Genomic DNA, 17,025 nt, shown 5'->3' with positions numbered 1-17,025 from the left:
TTTAATAGTTGTATTTATGCTGGCAAAACAAACTCTGTGCGGCCAGCCATATATCGCCCACCTTACCATCGCCAACTGCTTTGCCATCTAGTTTGATTACTGGCGCGATTTCTTTAGAAGAACTGGTCAGCCAAATTTCATCCACACTGCGCACTTCATCCATGTGGATGGCACGTTCAGCAAACTGCAAACTACTGTGTTGTTTTAAGATGTCGAGTAACAACATACGGGTGATCCCTGGTAGTAACTGATGATCAAGTGGCGGAGTTAAAATAGTCTTATTTTTCACCACAAACACATTACAGGCACTGGCCTCGGTTAAGTAGCCATCTTGGTTATACAGTATGGTTTCATTGTTACCTGCATCCTGACCTTGCTGAAAGTGCATCACATTGCCAAGCAAAGACGTGGATTTAATATGACAACGTTTCCAGCGTAAATCCTGAGTACTACTGACTTTATAAGCTTTAGCTAACGTTTTATCCGCTACCGGCTCTGCTGGGATCTCGAAGGTAAAAGCAAATACAGTTTGAGGTATATTAATAGGATATGCATGGTTACGTTTAACATCGGTGCCACGACTTACATGAATATACACCCCAAGATTACCACTGCCGTTGTCAATAATCAGGCGCTCGACTAAGGATTTGAATGCATCAATCTCCATAGGCAAGGGCATGCCAATCGCCTGTAAACCACTCTCCATTCGTTGTAAATGGGGTAAAAAGCCAACACATCTACCCGCATAACTGGGGATAACTTCGTAGATGCCATCACCAAATAAAAATCCTCGGTCCATAGGTGATATTTTAGCTTCTGCCATGGGCATAAACTCACCATTCAAAAATACTATTGTCATGTTTGTTACTCTTAAAATAACCTAGCTATATGACTGATTATGCCATGAAAAACGATAGTTTAAGCTAGCTTTTAATCGCGCAAGATTATTTATTTCACTTGTATAGTGCCAGCCAATAATCGGGTACAATTCAGCTTGTTTATTGATAAAGCTGACGACTCACTATGCTGCAAATTGGAAAATTTAATCATCTCGAAGTAGTAAACCAAGTGCCCTTTGGTTTTTATCTGGATGGAGGTGACATGGGGCAAGTTCTACTTCCCACTAATACCGTACCTCAGGGCTGTAAAGTCGGCGACATGCTCGACGTTTTTATCTATCACGATAGTGATGATCGCATTATCGCTACCACTAAAAACCCTAAAGCCCAGGTAGACCAATGTGCATTCTTAAAAGTGATCAGTATTACTAAAGTCGGCGCCTTCCTTGATTGGGGCTTAGAAAAAGACTTGCTGGTGCCCTTTAGTGAGCAAGATTACCCCATGGCCGAAGGTATGAGTTATGTGGTTTATTTGTTTTGTGATGAAGAAACTAACCGCATTGCAGCCTCTACCCGCTTACGGGACTTTTTACCTGAAGTAGCGACTGAATTTGAACCTAAACAAGCAGTCAATTTATTGATCTGTGGACGCACAGACATGGGTTATAAGGCCGTAGTGAATGGCTCTTATTTAGGTTTAGTGTTTAAAGACGAAATATTTAAGCCGATTAAAATTGGTTATAAATTACCGGGGTTTATTAAACGTATTCGCGAAGACGGCAAAATTGATCTGTGCTTTCAATTTCACGATAAAGAAGCCCGTGGCAGTTTAGCCGAACAGATTATTGAAGACTTACTCGCCCATGGTGGTTTATCGACCTTAACCGATAAAAGCCCGGCCGAAGAAATAAGCCAGCGTTTTAATGTCAGTAAAGCCGCCTATAAAAAAGCCATAGGTGGACTATTCAAACAAAAAAGAATTTTACTCGATAAAAATAAAATTACGTTAGTCGAAAACAAAGGTTAAATAAAAAGAATGAAAGCAAAAGTTAGCTGGCAACAGGGCCTATCATTTTTAGGTGAAACAGACAGTGGTAAAAGTATAATCATGGACGGCAACGGTGAAGCCATCACTCCCATGGAAAGTGTTTTACTTTCAGTGGGTTCATGTTCATCTATTGATGTGGTAGATATTCTGAAAAAATCTCGCTTGGATGTTCATAGTTGTTTTTGTGAACTTGAAGCACAACGTGCTGAATCTGCCCCACGAGTATTCACTAAAATTCACGCTCATTATGTGGTTGCCGGAGACAAACTCACCGATAAACATGTGGCCAGAGCGGTACAATTATCGGCAGAAAAATACTGTTCGGTAATGTTGATGCTGGCTGGCAATGTGGAAATCACCACGAGCTATGCGATAGCTTAAAGTTTCTAGTTTCTAGTTTCTAGTTTCTAGTTTCTAGTTTCTAGTTTCTAGCAAAAAGTCTGCTGTACTTTAGAGCTAAAACAAAACTCTCTTTGTTTTAGCTCGCAACTCGTGGCTCGCCGCTCGTAACTACTTTTTTAAAACGCTGCAAAAGCCTGTTCAAAATCAGCGACTAAATCATCAAAATCTTCAATGCCAATCGACATGCGGATCATGTTGTCACCCACCCCCATTTGCTGTCTTTGTTCGACGCTGCACTCATAATAAATCGTCGAAGCAACCGGCAGGGCTAAAGTGCGCGTATCACCTAAATGTGTGGCACAAATAACCAAGGCCAACTTATCCAAAAATGCGATAGGATCGATACCTGTTACTAAGTCCAAACTCAATATGCCACCAAAACCACTGAATAACTGTTTAGCCCTTTGATGCTGTGGATGTTGTGATAATCCGGGGTAATACACTGCTGCCACTTGTTTATGGTTTTGCAGGTAGTTAGCAAGTTTAACGGCATTGTCGCAAGTACGTTGAGTGCGCAGCACTAAGGTTTCTAAGCCTACTGAGATAGCATGGGCTGATTCGGGTGACATAGTACCGCCCATATCCCGCAAACCTCGTTTGCGAATTTGGGTTAATCCCCAAATTTGGCTATCACCACAGCGATAAAGTGGCAAAATATTTTCAAACTTTGACCAGTCAAATAAGCCGGTATCCACTACTGCCCCACCCAATACATTACCGTGACCAGCAATATATTTAGTTAACGAGCTGATGGTGAGCGAAATTAAAACAGACTTAGGATCAAATAAATTAGGGGGCGTCATGGTGGTATCAACCATAAACAAAATATTATTTTGCTGACACCACTGCCCTATCGCTGCCATATCAGGGACTTGTGTCACTGGATTAGCAATTGTCTCTAAAAATACCGCACGAGTGTTAGTTTGTTTGGCCTGCTTAACGTTTTCAACATTGGTCACATCAACAAAGCTGATGGTGATACCGAGGCTCTGCATGGTCTCAGTTAAACTGCGAGTATTACCAAATAAAAACCGACTTAGGATCAAATGATCACCGGCCTTAAATAAACTCAACATAGTGGCAGTAATCGCTGCCATCCCAGTAGCAAAAGTAATCGCCCCAATTCCTCCTTCCAGATGAGTCAGGATATTTTGCAAGGCTACCGTTGATGATGAAGATGAACGGGAATAAACGTGACCAGCTTGTTTACCTTGAAAAACATCAACCAGTTCCTGCGCACGTTTGTACTCAAACAATACTGAATTATTAGTGGCCTGATGTACGGCACCAAACTGCGGTTGGTTAATGATACGATCAGCGTGGATCAGGCGAGTGGTAAAGCCTTTGTTATTCAATCTTGTTCTCCGGTTTGCGGTACTACTATAGTTGCGACTCTATCAGGATATTTAGCCTCTACCGTTTGATAATGGCTATAAATGCGATTTAACTCATATTGTATATCTTCACCGATATTGAGCGAGGGACCAAATTCAATCTGTTTTTTCTTATAATCAAGTGCTACTAAAAATACTGGCACTTCAGCTTTGTGTGCAATATGTAAAAAACCGGTTTTCCAACGCTCGATACGACTACGAGTCCCTTCTGGCGCAATACACAGCACCATTTTATCGGCCCTCCTCATGGCATCAGCCATTTGGTCTACTACGCCATGAGCCTTAGAGCGTTCAACGGGCAATCCTCCACAGCGACGTAACAAAGCACCAAAGGGCGGCATAAACAAACTGTGTTTGCCAAAAAAAGTGATTTTCAAACGCAGATTAAAGGCGACAGCCAAACCGATGATAAAATCCCAATTAGAGGTATGTGGTGCCACTGCCACAATCATTTTTGCATGACTCGGAAACTCACCGGCATAACGCCAGCCCATAAGGTTAAGTACACTGGTGCCTAACCAACAACTAAATTTATTGCCGATGCGCGGAATATCATCAGATAGAATCGGAGTATTTAATGGATTTGCCATTTCAATTTTGGCTTGTGCAATTTAAACTGGCGCAATGTTCGCTTAACTGACCCGTTTTGTCGAGACTCCACTTAGTCTTAGTGTAAGTCGTTTCATCACTTGCCAAACTATTTTATCTACAGGAAGAACCCTATTGAGACGTTTTTTAGTTCTGTTGTTCATTTTTAGTGCACACGCTCAAAGTCAACAAACCGCGCAAAACCTATTTAGTCATTATCAATCAGCCCTTTATCAAATTCGAATTATAGAATTAGAATCGGGTAATAAATCCTCGATTGGCTCTGGATTTCAGATTGATCAACAAGGCAATATACTCACCAACTATCATGTGGTGTCTGAATACGTCTTTACTCCTGAAAAATACCGGATTGAATATCTGAGTAACGACGGCAGTAATGGCACCTTAGCCTTAATCAATTTTGATGTAGTGAATGATCTAGCGCTAGTACGTAAAACCAGCACGACTGAAAATGAAGACACTTTCAATATCGCCAATGAATTACCCGGCCAAGGAGAAACTATCTACTCCCTTGGTAATCCTCATGATCTGGGCATGATAGTAGTACCTGGCACCTTTAACGGTATAAAAAAGAACAGTTTTTATCAGCGTATTCATTTTACCGGCGCGATAAACCCTGGTATGAGCGGTGGCCCTGTAGTAAACGCACTTGGTGAAGTGGTTGGAGTTAACGTAGCCACCGCAGGCAACCAAATTGGCTTTCTTATACCCCTGAATAAAGTGCAGCGTTTAGCCGCAAAACATCAGGATGAAATACTCGCAATAGATCAATTTAAAAATAATATCCAACAGCAGTTAATGGCAAATCAAGCAGAAATCATTACACAATTGCAAAATACCACATGGCAAAAAAGCTCTTTGGGTGAAGCCAGCGTGCCAACCAAAATTGGCGAGTTTTTGTCTTGTTGGGGCGATTCTAATACTAATGATAATGAAGCGCTGTTTTTGTCGGTAGAAAACCGTTGCCGCTTAGATGAACAAATCTTTTTAAATGGAGGTTTACGCACTGGCGGAATTGAGTTGGAATTTGAATGGTTAAGCGGCAAAGAACTCGGCCAACATCGTTTTTATTCCTTATACAGTAAAAGTTTAGTTGGTGCAGGTGCTGGTAATATGGCCACCAAAACTGATGTCACCAACTATCAATGTGAACATAACAAAGTGATTAATATTCATCAGGTAAATAGCAAAACCATACTATGTCTGCGTGCTTACAAAGAATTTGACGGACTTTATGATGTGCTATTTATCGGGGCCACACTTGATCATGATCAACAAGGGCTTATTAGTCATTTCACGCTAGCCGGTGTCGCCAAAGATTCTGCACTGAGTTTTACTAAACAATTTATGGATGCAGTCGCATGGCAATAGTGTTAGAGCTTTTATCTCGTAAAAACATCCCACTTAAACACTATAAGTTTGAGCAGGATTATGTATGTGTAGGTCGAGATTTTAATAACGATTTAAGATTAGATGATCCCTACGTCTGCCCTAGTCACATGTTGGTGGCCATCGATCCGGAGTCGGGTCTTTTGATGGTTAATGATTGCCAGTCTACCAACGGCATAAAAATCAATAATAAATTTGTTACTCAGGCAACTTTAAGCCCCAATGATGTCATCAAAATTGGCCGCACTCACCTGCGCATAATTGATACCAAGGCCCCTCTACCACGGGCAATGCCCTTAAGTGAATTGGAAGAAAATCTAAATTGGTTAAACAAGGCGTTTTTAGCTGTGTGTTTATCCTTTTTATGTATCAGTTATTTATTGCTATCTGAATACATTGATAGCGTCAAAGAATTTAAGTTAATCGCGGTTTTACCTGCGCAGTTAGGTCAATTAGCCCTGTTCAGTTTATGGCCTCTCAGTTTTGCGATATTAGCTAAAGTGGTTAAGAAAGAAAGCCATATCGTTAATCAGATCAACCTAACCTTATTAATTACGTTAGTTTTTTACGTGCTTAGCTTGTTGCAAAAAATAGTGGTATTTAATGTCAACCCTGGAGCTTGGTTTGCGTTTATTGAATTTGTCATATTTGGCATATTACTAAGTGGTTTTATTTGGCTCAGTTTGTTTATTGCTTTTCATCAAGCCACAAAACGCCGCAATATTATTGCCTTAAGTCTATCTTTTTTAATTTTGGCGCCACTGTTTACCTTCGGTTTTTTAAATACCGGTGAATTTGATAGCAGTCCAAACTACGATGCAACCTTGTTGGCTCCGGCCTATAACTTTACCAAAGCCTTTGAAACTGAGAAGTTTATTGATAATTCTCAAAGGCTTTTTAGCAAACTGGACAAAATGAAAAAAGACTAGATAACGTTAATGTGCATACTATTTATCGCGGTAAACCAACATAAGCACTACCCGCTTATTATTGCGGCTAATCGCGATGAATTTTTTAAGCGTCCTACTACTCCCTCGCATTTTTGGTCTTCCTCCCCCACTATTTTAGCGGGCCTTGACCAACAAGCCGGAGGTACTTGGATGGGGGTGAATACTCAAGGCCATATCGCCGCCATCACTAATATCCGGGCGCCGCAAACAATAAAAAACGATGTCATTAGTCGTGGCATGTTAGTTAAACACTATCTCGAACAAGCAGATGACTATTCTGTTCCCCTCATGCAAACTGCCCGTAATCAATATAACGGTTACAACTTGTTATTTGGTCGCTGGAATAGATTGCAGATATACAATAATCAACTCAATCAACTGAGTGACTTGGGAAGCGGTGTCTTTGGTTTATCCAATGCTAGCGTAAACATTCCTTGGCCAAAGGTTACTAAAGGTATTAAAAGCTTAAATCACTATTGTCAAAAAGCACTAGACATAGAGGATGATGAACTATTCGCTTTATTACTCGATAGTACAAAGGCAACTGACGCTGAACTTCCGCAAACCGGTGTTCCACTTGAATGGGAGCGTAAACTTTCATCAATATTTATTCATGGCCAAGACTATGGCACACGCTCATCCACTATCTTAAAAATTGATACACAACAACGTGTAAGTTGGAGTGAAAGAACATTTTCTCAAGACGCATTGTGCGTTTCTGCACAAAATTTTGAATTCGATATAAATTAGACGTATTTCCTCTCGAAATTTCTCACGTCGATGGCATAATGTCGCCCCTTGTGCTTTCCTAATTTAGCCTGTTTTTGAGGAACCTTATGTTTGAAGTATTACCACAACTTCCCGCCGATCCTATTTTAGGTTTATCAACCGCATTTAAAGCCGATCCCAATCCATTAAAAATTGATTTAGGCGTAGGTGTTTATAAGGATGAGGAAGGTCGTACACCTATCCTCAATTCAATCGCTAAAGCTCAACAGATCTTATTAAATACCGAAGAGTCTAAAACCTATATCACGCCACAGGGTGTACAGGGTTTTATTGATGGCTTAACCGAGTTATTACTGGGTAAAGGTAACAAAGCAGTATTGGAAAATCGCGTTGCTGGAGTACAAGCGCCCGGTGGATGTGGTGCTTTGCGTATTTTGTCTGAGTTAATTAAACGTTGTAAGCCTGACACCACAGTGTGGGTAAGCGATCCAACGTGGGCCAACCACATTCCATTAATCGGTAATGCGGGCTTAAAAATTGAGACCTACCCTTACTTCGACAAAGCCAAAGCCAGTATTAAGTTTGATGCCATGGTTGAGTGTTTACAAAACGTCAAAGCGGGTGACATCGTATTGTTACACGGTTGCTGTCACAACCCTACTGGGGCTGATTTAACCAAAGAGCAATGGCAAACCGTGCTTGAGTTAGCTCAAAAAACTGGGTTTATTCCTTTTATCGATGTCGCTTATTTAGGTTTTGGTGACAGTTTAGAAGACGATGCTTACGGTACACGTTTGTTAGTTAATAATTTGCCTGAAGTAATAATTGCTGCCTCTTGTTCAAAAAACTTTGGTTTATACCGTGAGCGTGTCGGTTTGGCCCTGATGGTCACAGCTAACAGCACTGTGCGTAATGCTATCCAAACTCAAATTCAATCGATTGCACGTGCAATTTATTCTATGCCTCCCTCTTACGGCGGAGCTTTAGTAGACATCGTATTGCGTCAACCAGATTTGCGTACTGAGTGGATGGCTGAAGTTGAAATGATGCGCAGCCGCATGCAGGACTTACGTGGTTTGTTAGTCTCTAAACTAAAAGAATATGGTGCTCAGCAAGACTTCGAATTTGTTAAACAACAAAAAGGCATGTTTTCTTATTTGTGTATTTCACCTGAGCAAGTTATCGCCATGCGTGACAAACACAGCGTTTATTTTGTTGAATCGAGCCGCGTAAACATTGCAGGTATCAGCCTTAAAAATGTTGATAGCCTAGCTAAATCTTTAGTTTCTGTGCTCTAAATTTGCGTAATATAAAAAAACCGGCTAAAGCCGGTTTTTTTGTACACAGGATAAATTACTCGATAGGTTTAGTATTCTCAACCCGGCTTTTTAGTTTTTGCCCAGGTCTAAAAGTGACTACACGACGCGCTTTAATCGGAATATCTTCACCCGTTTTTGGGTTACGACCAGGTCTTTCATTTTTCTGGCGCAAATCAAAATTACCAAATCCTGATAATTTCACTTGCTCACCAGATTCTAAAGCCTCACGAACTTGCTCAAAAAACGTTTCAACGAGTTCTTTAGCATCGCGCTTATTAATACCTAATTTTTCAAATAAGTGTTCTGCCATTTCGGCTTTGGTTAACGCCATTTCGTCAATCCCTCAAAGATGCCCCAAATTTTTCTGACAACTCTGTCAGAATGCCATCAACTATTGTTTGAATTTCGTGTTCTTCAAGTGTTCTGGTTTTATCTTGTAAAGTTAGCGATATCGCCAGACTCTTATAGCCGGGAGCAATTCCCTTCCCTCGATACACGTCGAACAAGTTTAGGCCAACTAGTTGATTTGCGCCAAATTTTTCTATACAACTCAATATTTCGCCAACAACTTTATCATCGTCTACAACGATTGCAATGTCACGTCGATTTGCTGGAAATTTTGAAATTTCTTTCGCTTGAGGCAATTTTTTTAGCCCTAACAAGGAAATTTCCAACTCAAATACAAAAGTTCGACCACTTAAACCCAATTTTTTCTCAAATTGTGGATGAATAGCGCCAATAAAACCAATGCACTGTTGTTGACTATAAATCGCCGCAGACTGCCCAGAATGTAAGGCACTATGGCTACACTGTTCAAAACGAAAATCATTACGTCCTGTCATCGCGAGCAAACGTTCAACATCGGCTTTAAGGTCAAAAAAGTCAACGGGACGAGTTGCTTGCCCCCAATGTTCATCACTGACTAAACCTGTTACTACACCACCAATCACTGCTTGTTGGTTTACGCCGGTTTTTTCACTACTGTCAGGAATAAAACGTAAACCTGATTCAAATAATCTGACTCGGCCTTGCTGACGTTTTTGATTGTAAGATACCGCTTGTAACAAACCTGGCCATAAACTGACCCGCATAGACGACATTTCAACTGAAATCGGATGGGGCAACACTAAGGGTTGCACATCCGGGAACAACAGCGTCTGCACTTTAGGATCGACAAAAGAATAGGTAATTGCTTCCTGATAGTCGTTATTCACCAAACAACGTTTTAATTCACTTATTTGAATTTTTTGCTCTTGGTGTTTTGACATCTGCAAACTAGCAACAGGCGCGATGTTAGGGATGGAGTTATAACCAAACACCCGCGCAATTTCTTCGATCAGATCTTCTTCAATACTGATATCAAAACGATAGGCAGGCACTAAAGCCGTCCAGATTGCATCCTTAAAGCTCACTTCAAAACCTAAACGTTTGAGAATATCCGTGACCTTGTCGGCAGAGATAGCCAAACCTAAGACTTTAGTTAAACGTGTTTGGCGCAGGCTAACTTGTTTAGCTTGTGGAATATGCTCTTCACTTACCGCTTCCACGATAGGGCCAGCTTGCCCCCCCACAATCTCAAGTAATAAACCGGTGGCGCGTTCCATAGCTGTGCGTTGTAATTGTGGATCGACACCACGCTCATAACGATGAGATGCATCAGTATGTAAGCCATAACGACGTGCTTTACCGCGGATCATATCTGGCGCAAAAAACGCGCTTTCTAAAAATATATCTTTGGTAACTTCACTAACACCAGAATCTAAACCACCAAAAATACCGGCCATGGCTAAGGCTTTATCTTGGTCAGCGATTACTAAGGTTTCTGCGTTTAACTCGACTTCGTTTTCGTCCAACAAGGTCAGTTTTTCGCCTTTGTTAGCCAAACGTACATTAATGTCACCCTGTAACTTATCGTTATCAAAGGCGTGCATAGGATGACCAAGTTCCAACAATACAAAGTTAGTCACATCAACTACAGGATCAATGCTTCGTATGCCTGAACGACGCAGTTTTTCAACCATCCACAAGGGTGTAGTGCTATTCAAATTGATGTTTTTGATTATACGTCCCAAGTACCTAGGGCAATCTGCTGGAGCTTGTAAAGTAATCCCACGAGTTTCTTTAATAGTCACTGCAGCGGGATTAACGACAAACTCATTCACAGCAAGAGAATTTAAGACACCCACTTCACGAGCCAGACCTTTTAGACCTAAACAATCTGCACGGTTAGGAGTTAAATCAACCTCAATTGTGACATCATCTAATTGCAAATAATCGCGAATATCAGCGCCAATGACAGCATCGGCAGGTAATTCAACTATGCCTTCTTGCTCACTTGAAATGCCAAGCTCTGAAAAGCTACATAACATACCGTTAGATGCCTGACCGCGTAATTTGGCTTTTTTGATTTTAAAATCACCTGGTAATACTGCGCCGACTTTAGCCACCATGACTTTTAAACCTTGACGGCAATTAGGCGCACCACAGACGATATCAAGTAGTTCAGCTTCGCCAACATTGACTTTAGTCACGCGTAATTTATCGGCATCAGGATGCTGAGCACATTCGACAACTTCGCCAACGACTACGCCACTAAACTCGCCCGCTACAGCCTCAACACCGTCAACCTCAAGGCCAGCCATACTTAGCTGTTCAGATAGTTGCGCTGTAGTAATATTAGGACTTACCCATTCCCTTAACCATTTTTCACTGAATTTCATGTTCTTTATCCGACTTAATTAAATTGCTTAAGGAAACGTAAATCATTTTCAAAAAACGCTCTTAAATCATTTACTTCGTATCGCAACATCGTTAAGCGCTCAACGCCCATGCCAAAGGCAAATCCTGTATAAACTTCTGGATCAATATTTACCGCTCGTAATACATTGGGATGCACCATACCGCAGCCTAATACTTCGAGCCATTTTCCGTTTTTCCCCATTACGTCCACTTCAGCTGAGGGCTCGGTAAAAGGAAAATAAGAAGGACGAAAACGCACCTGTAAATCAGCTTCAAAAAAGTTATTTAAAAAGTCGTGTAATATGCCTTTCAATTCGGCAAAACTGACATTTTTATCCACCATCAAACCTTCAACCTGATGAAACATCGGTGTATGGGTTTGATCATAATCATTACGATAAACCCGGCCTGGCGAGATGATCCGCAGAGGTGGTTTTTCAACTTCCATAGTACGAATTTGCACACCAGAGGTTTGGGTTCTAAGCATCACATCAGGATTAAAATAAAAAGTGTCGTGATCGGCCCTGGCTGGGTGATTAGCTGGAATATTTAAGGCATCAAAATTGTGAAAACCATCTTCAACCTCTGGACCCGTCTTTACTTGAAACCCAAGCTCCGCAAAAAAACTTTCAATACGGCTAATAGTGCGGGTAACAGGGTGCAAGCCACCTAAACCAAGGCCTCTGCCGGGCAAAGTAACATCAATTTTTTCATTAGCTAATTTTTGCTCTAATTCAGCGCTACGTAATATGTCACCACGAACCTGAATTAACTGCTGAACTTTTTGTTTGGCATCATTAATCAATTGCCCTGCAGCAGGACGTTCTTCTGCCGATAATCTACCTAGGCTTTTAAGCTGCTCAGTTAACAAGCCCTTTTTACCCATAAAATCTACACGAACTTCATCTAAGGCATTGGCATCTTGCGCTTCGTTAACTCGTGTTTCTGCTTGTACTATTATGGCATCTAAGTCCATAGCATCCCCGATTTGGATAGTATATTGTGACAGTGTGTGGCCTACATAAACCACAACCCTAAAAATGACCGGCAATTCTACACGAAAAAGATAATATGGGGCTAGGTAAAAAGCTAAAAAAACAGTTTAAAACAGACTGTTAGTTAAATTTATACACCTATATTTTATGGGTTGACGCAACAAATCAACTATTCCAAAAGTAGCTGTATGGCTTAGCTAATTAATTATGCCAAATAGCTAGATATTTCATGGCCACATCACAACGCGCATAATTACTGCCAAATTCTTCCATGACATGCCTGTCATGTACAAAACCATTTTTTTCATACAAATGAATAGCGGATTGACACTTTTTATTGGTGAGTAAAAACAAACGTTTCATTGGCATTTTTGCTGCTTCATGTAAGGTGAAACGCAGTAATTTCTCACCTATTTTTAGACCTCGTGCAGAATCAAGTACCGCCATCTTAGTTAACTCAAAGGTTAATTCTTTTTTCTTCGCCAGCGCGCAACAACCTACAAATCCCAGTTGTTTATGTTTTGCTAACCAAATTTTACCACCTTTAGAAATGATATATTTGACCGGATCCGCGAGAACGTTTTTATCACTGTCTTCGAGCACAAACATGCTATTAATCCACTCTTCATTTATCTGCCTGAATACATCAGTGTACTTAGGCTCAAAGCTAACAAACTCTAGATCATCACTTGTTTCATGATAAATATCTAAAGTACGATCCAATAAAGATTTACGTGTTAAAGCTTGTTCACATTTACGGATAGCCTGGTAAATATCATTATCTAACTCCCGACTTAATTCTTGAGCCGCTTGAGTAACCGCAGACCACATTGGTTTCATTTTAGCGACTTGCTGTTGTCCAACATCCGTTAAGGTTAACACTCTGCGGCGACTGTCATTTTCACAAATTATGCTGACAATCAAACCTTCTTTCTCGAGTTGACGACAAAACTGACTGATTGCGGGCTGGCTTAATCCTAATAACTGGGAAGCTTCAACAACATTTATTTTTTGTCTTTTATCAATTAAAGCCAGCAAGGAAAACCATTTTGGCTGTACTTCGATATTAAAGGCTTTATAAACCTTGCCAGCGTCTGTCAGCATTCTTTCGCTTAAACGCTTTAATCTAGTACCTAAGGCCAATTCTTCTAATTCGTCTAAAAAATCCATAAGCTCACCATTACATAATTACTTATATAGTACACTATACGTAAACACATGAAATGCGCCATCATTTTTAACTGCTTGAATTGGATAGATATATATCGAATGAAAAGATACAAAAAGAGTTTAAAGAATCGTAAACATGTAATAAAAAACAATGGTGAATTAACTTGAAGATTTAGGGATTTAAAACGAAAAACGGCGAGCATCCTGCTCGCCGTTTTCCGAAAGAACTTAAACTTAATGTTTAATATTAAGCTAATGCACCTTTAGCAGCATTAACTAATGCGCTAAATGCGTTTTTGTCATGTACCGCGATATCGGCCAAAATCTTACGATCGATTTCAACAGAAGCTTTTTTCAAGCCATTGATGAAACGGCTGTAAGACAGACCATTTTGACGTGCGGCAGCGTTAATACGTGCAATCCACAATTGACGGAATTGACGTTTTTTCTGACGACGGTCGCGATATGCATATTGACCAGCTTTAGTTACTGCCTGGACAGCAACACGATAAACTCGACTACGAGCTCCGTAATAACCTTTGGCTTGCTTCAGTACCTTTTTGTGACGGGCACGTGCTACAACACCACGTTTTACTCTTGCCATTATTCAGTCTCCTATCTTAAACGTAAGGTAACATGCGTTGGATAAGTGCTGTATCCGACGTATGAACTAATTTTTTGCCACGTAAGTGACGTTTACGTTTAGAACTCTTCTTGGTCAAAATGTGACGCAAGTGAGACTGTTTACTTTTGAAACGGCCAGAAGCGGTTTTTCTGAAACGCTTGGCAGCTCCACGGTTGGATTTCATTTTAGGCATTGCTAAAACTCCGCATTGTTAATGACTTATTGTTTTGCAGAAACGCAAAGTCTTGTGATTACAATGTAGTAAGGTGAGTCAGGGGGCAGAATCCTGATTACTTGTAGACCTTAACTACTTCTTAATTGGGGCAAGCACCATGATCATCTGACGACCCTCTACCCTATTGGGGAAAGATTCGCAGTTGGCAATGTCAGCTAAATCGGTTTTAACTCGAGTTAGTTGATCAATACCTATCTCTTGGTGAGCCATTTCTCGTCCGCGGAAACGGATCGTTACTTTGGCCTTGTCACCCGCTTCTAGAAAGCGACGCAGGTTGCGCAGTTTTACCTGGTAATCGCCTTCATCAGTGCCAGGGCGAAATTTAATCTCCTTGACCTGAATTTGCTTCTGTTTTTTCTTTTGCTCTTTCAGAGACTTGCTTTTTTCGAAGAGGAACTTCCCGTAATCCATTACTTTACATACGGGCGGCTCTGCATTAGGGCTAATCTCAACCAAGTCTAAACTTGATTGCTCAGCAGTTTGAATAGCTTCACTAATTGATACAACACCAATTTGCTCACCATCTTTACCAACCAAACGGACTTCTTTTACCGTTATTTCTTCGTTGATCCGAGCTTTATTCGGATCTTTAGCCTTAATGTTAGCGCCTTTAATATGTCATTCCTCCACGTAATTTATCGGATTTGTTTGCTTTCGATCTCAGCACTTGCGTGCTGAATAAATGCCTCAATTGACATTTTGCCAAGGTCATCGCCTTTGCGTGATCTTACAGCTATTTCACCGGCTTCCATTTCTTTATCGCCGACTACTAACAAATATGGGACACGCCTAAGCGTGTGCTCGCGGATTTTAAAGCCAATCTTCTCATTTCTCAAGTCAGACTTTGCTCTAAATCCACTTTCTTTCAGCTTTTTAACTACATTTTGCGAATATTCTGCCTGATTGTCAGTAATATTCATTACAACCGCCTGAGTTGGTGCCAACCAGAGCGGAAATAAACCAGCATATTCTTCGATCAAAATGCCTATGAAACGTTCAATTGAACCTAAAACCGCTCTGTGAATCATCACAGGAACCTTTCTTTCACCGTTTTCAGCTACATAAGTTGAGCCTAAACGACCGGGCATAGAAAAATCGAGCTGTACTGTACCACATTGCCACGCTCTATCTAAACAATCATGTAAAGTAAATTCAATTTTAGGACCATAAAAGGCACCTTCGCCTGGTAAATAGCTAAAATCGATGTTTTTACTCTTTAAAGCGTTGGCTAATGCTAACTCAGATTTGTCCCACGTTTCTTCACTACCTACACGATTTTCTGGGCGTGTGGATAACTTAACCACGATTTGTTCAAAACCGAAAGTTTTGTAAGTGTCGTAGATCATATCGATACAAGCACCGACTTCCGCCAATACTTGTTCTTCCGTACAGAAAATGTGGGCATCATCTTGAGTAAAACCACGGACTCGCATTAAACCATGCAAAGCACCTGAAGGCTCGTTACGATGACAGCAACCAAATTCAGCCATACGCAAGGGTAAATCACGATAAGATTTCAAACCTTGATTAAATATTTGCACGTGACCAGGACAGTTCATTGGTTTTATAGCGTATTCACGTTTTTCTGATGTGGTAGTAAACATGGCATCAGCATATTTATCCCAGTGACCAGAACGTTCCCACAACGAACGATCCATCATTAATGGACCCTTTACTTCGTCATAATCGTAATTACCCAGTTTTTCTCGCACAAACTTTTCTAACTGAGTATAAATAGTCCAGCCATCATTGTGCCAAAACACCATACCGGGTGCTTCTTCTTGCCAATGGAACAAATCTAAGGCTTTGCCTATTTTACGGTGATCACGTTTTTCTGCTTCTTCTAAACGTTGTAAATAAGCGGCCAGCTGTTTTTTGTCTGCCCAAGCGGTACCGTAAACACGTTGCAACATTTTGTTGTCACTGTTACCACGCCAATAAGCACCAGCCACTTTCATTAATTTGAAGTTCTGACAAAAACGCATATTAGGTACATGTGGACCACGACACATGTCGATATATTCTTCGTGGTGGTACAAACCAGGTGTGCTGTCTTTAGGGATATTTTCATCCAATATTTGGATTTTATATAATTCACCACGTTCAGCGAAGGTATCGCGAGCTTCTTGCCAGCTAACCACTTTTTTCACTACGTCGTAATTGGTCTTCGCCAATTCCAACATACGCTTTTCAATTTTGACTAAATCCGCATCGTTGAGTGCATGTTCCATATCAATGTCGTAATAAAAGCCATTATCAATGACAGGTCCGATGGCCATTTTCACATCAGGATAAAGTTGTTTGATTGCATGCCCAATTAAATGTGCGCAAGAATGGCGGATAATCTCCAAGCCTTCTTGATCTTTCGCCGTAATAATTTGTAGAGTGGCGTCTTGAGTAATTAAATCGCAAGCATCAACTAATGAGCCGTTTACTTTGCCAGCAATGGTTGCTTTGGCTAAACCTGGACCTATATCCATGGCAACATCAAGTGTAGATACAGCATTGTCGAATTGACGTTGACTACCGTCGGGAAGTGTAATTATGGGCATGTAATTTCCTTACGCAGTGGTGACGCCTAC

The 17,025-nt window shown here is 40.8% G+C and carries 17 protein-coding genes; 6 read left to right on the top strand and 11 right to left on the bottom strand.

Annotated elements, in window-relative coordinates:
• Nucleotide 1: 1 nt before the first annotated feature.
• Complete coding sequence (locus AX660_RS09080) at nt 2–859, bottom strand: D-amino acid aminotransferase (protein ID WP_068375788.1); 858 nt, start codon at nt 857–859, stop codon at nt 2–4.
• Between the two features lie 164 nt (nt 860–1,023).
• Between AX660_RS09080 and AX660_RS09075 the strand changes: the two genes are divergently transcribed.
• Nucleotides 1,024–1,866: a CvfB family protein gene (locus tag AX660_RS09075; RefSeq protein WP_068375785.1), complete on the top strand. Its 843-nt coding sequence runs from the start codon at nt 1,024–1,026 to the stop codon at nt 1,864–1,866.
• A gap of 9 nt (nt 1,867–1,875) precedes the next feature.
• A complete protein-coding gene (locus tag AX660_RS09070; RefSeq protein ID WP_068375783.1) occupies nt 1,876–2,268 on the top strand; it encodes an OsmC family protein in 393 nt (130 codons plus the stop codon).
• A 137-nt stretch (nt 2,269–2,405) separates the two neighbouring features.
• Here AX660_RS09070 and AX660_RS09065 read toward each other — a convergent pair whose 3' ends face one another.
• Both AX660_RS09065 and AX660_RS09060 read right to left on the bottom strand, forming a co-directional pair.
• Nucleotides 2,406–3,644, bottom strand: coding sequence for a cystathionine gamma-synthase family protein (locus tag AX660_RS09065; protein WP_068375781.1), 1,239 nt, complete (start codon nt 3,642–3,644; stop codon nt 2,406–2,408).
• A complete protein-coding gene (locus AX660_RS09060) occupies nt 3,641–4,273 on the bottom strand; it encodes a lysophospholipid acyltransferase family protein (protein ID WP_068375778.1) in 633 nt (210 codons plus the stop codon). The genes AX660_RS09065 and AX660_RS09060 overlap by 4 nt, the downstream gene beginning before the upstream one ends.
• A 133-nt stretch (nt 4,274–4,406) precedes the next feature.
• On the opposite strand from AX660_RS09060, the gene AX660_RS09055 reads away from it, so the two are divergent.
• From AX660_RS09055 to AX660_RS09040, 4 genes are all read left to right on the top strand, one after another.
• On the top strand, nt 4,407–5,663 hold the full coding sequence (locus AX660_RS09055) for a S1 family peptidase (protein WP_068375776.1): 1,257 nt from the start codon (nt 4,407–4,409) through the stop codon (nt 5,661–5,663).
• Complete coding sequence (locus AX660_RS09050; protein ID WP_068375774.1) at nt 5,654–6,610, top strand: FHA domain-containing protein; 957 nt, start codon at nt 5,654–5,656, stop codon at nt 6,608–6,610. The genes AX660_RS09055 and AX660_RS09050 overlap by 10 nt, the downstream gene beginning before the upstream one ends.
• A 9-nt stretch (nt 6,611–6,619) precedes the next feature.
• Nucleotides 6,620–7,381 carry an NRDE family protein gene (locus tag AX660_RS09045; protein WP_068375771.1) on the top strand — a complete coding sequence of 254 codons (762 nt, stop codon included), beginning with the start codon at nt 6,620–6,622 and terminating at the stop codon, nt 7,379–7,381.
• A gap of 86 nt (nt 7,382–7,467) precedes the next feature.
• The gene (locus AX660_RS09040; RefSeq protein ID WP_068375769.1) at nt 7,468–8,658 is read left to right on the top strand and encodes an amino acid aminotransferase; all 1,191 of its coding nucleotides are present in this window, start codon (nt 7,468–7,470) and stop codon (nt 8,656–8,658) included.
• Between the two features lie 55 nt (nt 8,659–8,713).
• Here the strand turns inward: AX660_RS09040 and ihfA are convergent, their stop codons facing one another.
• From ihfA to thrS, 8 genes are all read right to left on the bottom strand, one after another.
• Complete coding sequence (ihfA, locus tag AX660_RS09035; protein WP_068375767.1) at nt 8,714–9,010, bottom strand: integration host factor subunit alpha; 297 nt, start codon at nt 9,008–9,010, stop codon at nt 8,714–8,716.
• 4 nt (nt 9,011–9,014) lie between these two features.
• Nucleotides 9,015–11,399 carry a phenylalanine--tRNA ligase subunit beta gene (gene pheT / locus AX660_RS09030; RefSeq protein WP_068375765.1) on the bottom strand — a complete coding sequence of 795 codons (2,385 nt, stop codon included), beginning with the start codon at nt 11,397–11,399 and terminating at the stop codon, nt 9,015–9,017.
• Between the two features lie 14 nt (nt 11,400–11,413).
• Nucleotides 11,414–12,394: a phenylalanine--tRNA ligase subunit alpha gene (pheS, locus tag AX660_RS09025; RefSeq protein WP_068375763.1), complete on the bottom strand. Its 981-nt coding sequence runs from the start codon at nt 12,392–12,394 to the stop codon at nt 11,414–11,416.
• Between the two features lie 220 nt (nt 12,395–12,614).
• A complete protein-coding gene (locus AX660_RS09020) occupies nt 12,615–13,583 on the bottom strand; it encodes a bifunctional helix-turn-helix transcriptional regulator/GNAT family N-acetyltransferase (protein WP_068375760.1) in 969 nt (322 codons plus the stop codon).
• Nucleotides 13,584–13,830: 247 nt separating this feature from the next.
• Nucleotides 13,831–14,187: a 50S ribosomal protein L20 gene (gene rplT, locus AX660_RS09015; protein WP_068375759.1), complete on the bottom strand. Its 357-nt coding sequence runs from the start codon at nt 14,185–14,187 to the stop codon at nt 13,831–13,833.
• Nucleotides 14,188–14,203: 16 nt separating this feature from the next.
• Nucleotides 14,204–14,401, bottom strand: coding sequence for a 50S ribosomal protein L35 (gene rpmI, locus AX660_RS09010; protein ID WP_068375755.1), 198 nt, complete (start codon nt 14,399–14,401; stop codon nt 14,204–14,206).
• 114 nt (nt 14,402–14,515) lie between these two features.
• Nucleotides 14,516–15,043 carry a translation initiation factor IF-3 gene (gene infC / locus AX660_RS09005; RefSeq protein WP_082768823.1) on the bottom strand — a complete coding sequence of 176 codons (528 nt, stop codon included), beginning with the start codon at nt 15,041–15,043 and terminating at the stop codon, nt 14,516–14,518.
• A gap of 35 nt (nt 15,044–15,078) precedes the next feature.
• On the bottom strand, nt 15,079–16,995 hold the full coding sequence (gene thrS, locus AX660_RS09000; protein WP_068375753.1) for a threonine--tRNA ligase: 1,917 nt from the start codon (nt 16,993–16,995) through the stop codon (nt 15,079–15,081).
• Nucleotides 16,996–17,025: the final 30 nt, after the last annotated feature.

The sequence above is a fragment of the Paraglaciecola hydrolytica genome, from assembly GCF_001565895.1.
Lineage (GTDB): Bacteria > Pseudomonadota > Gammaproteobacteria > Enterobacterales > Alteromonadaceae > Paraglaciecola > Paraglaciecola hydrolytica.
This window is presented reverse-complemented; position numbering and strand designations above follow the sequence as displayed.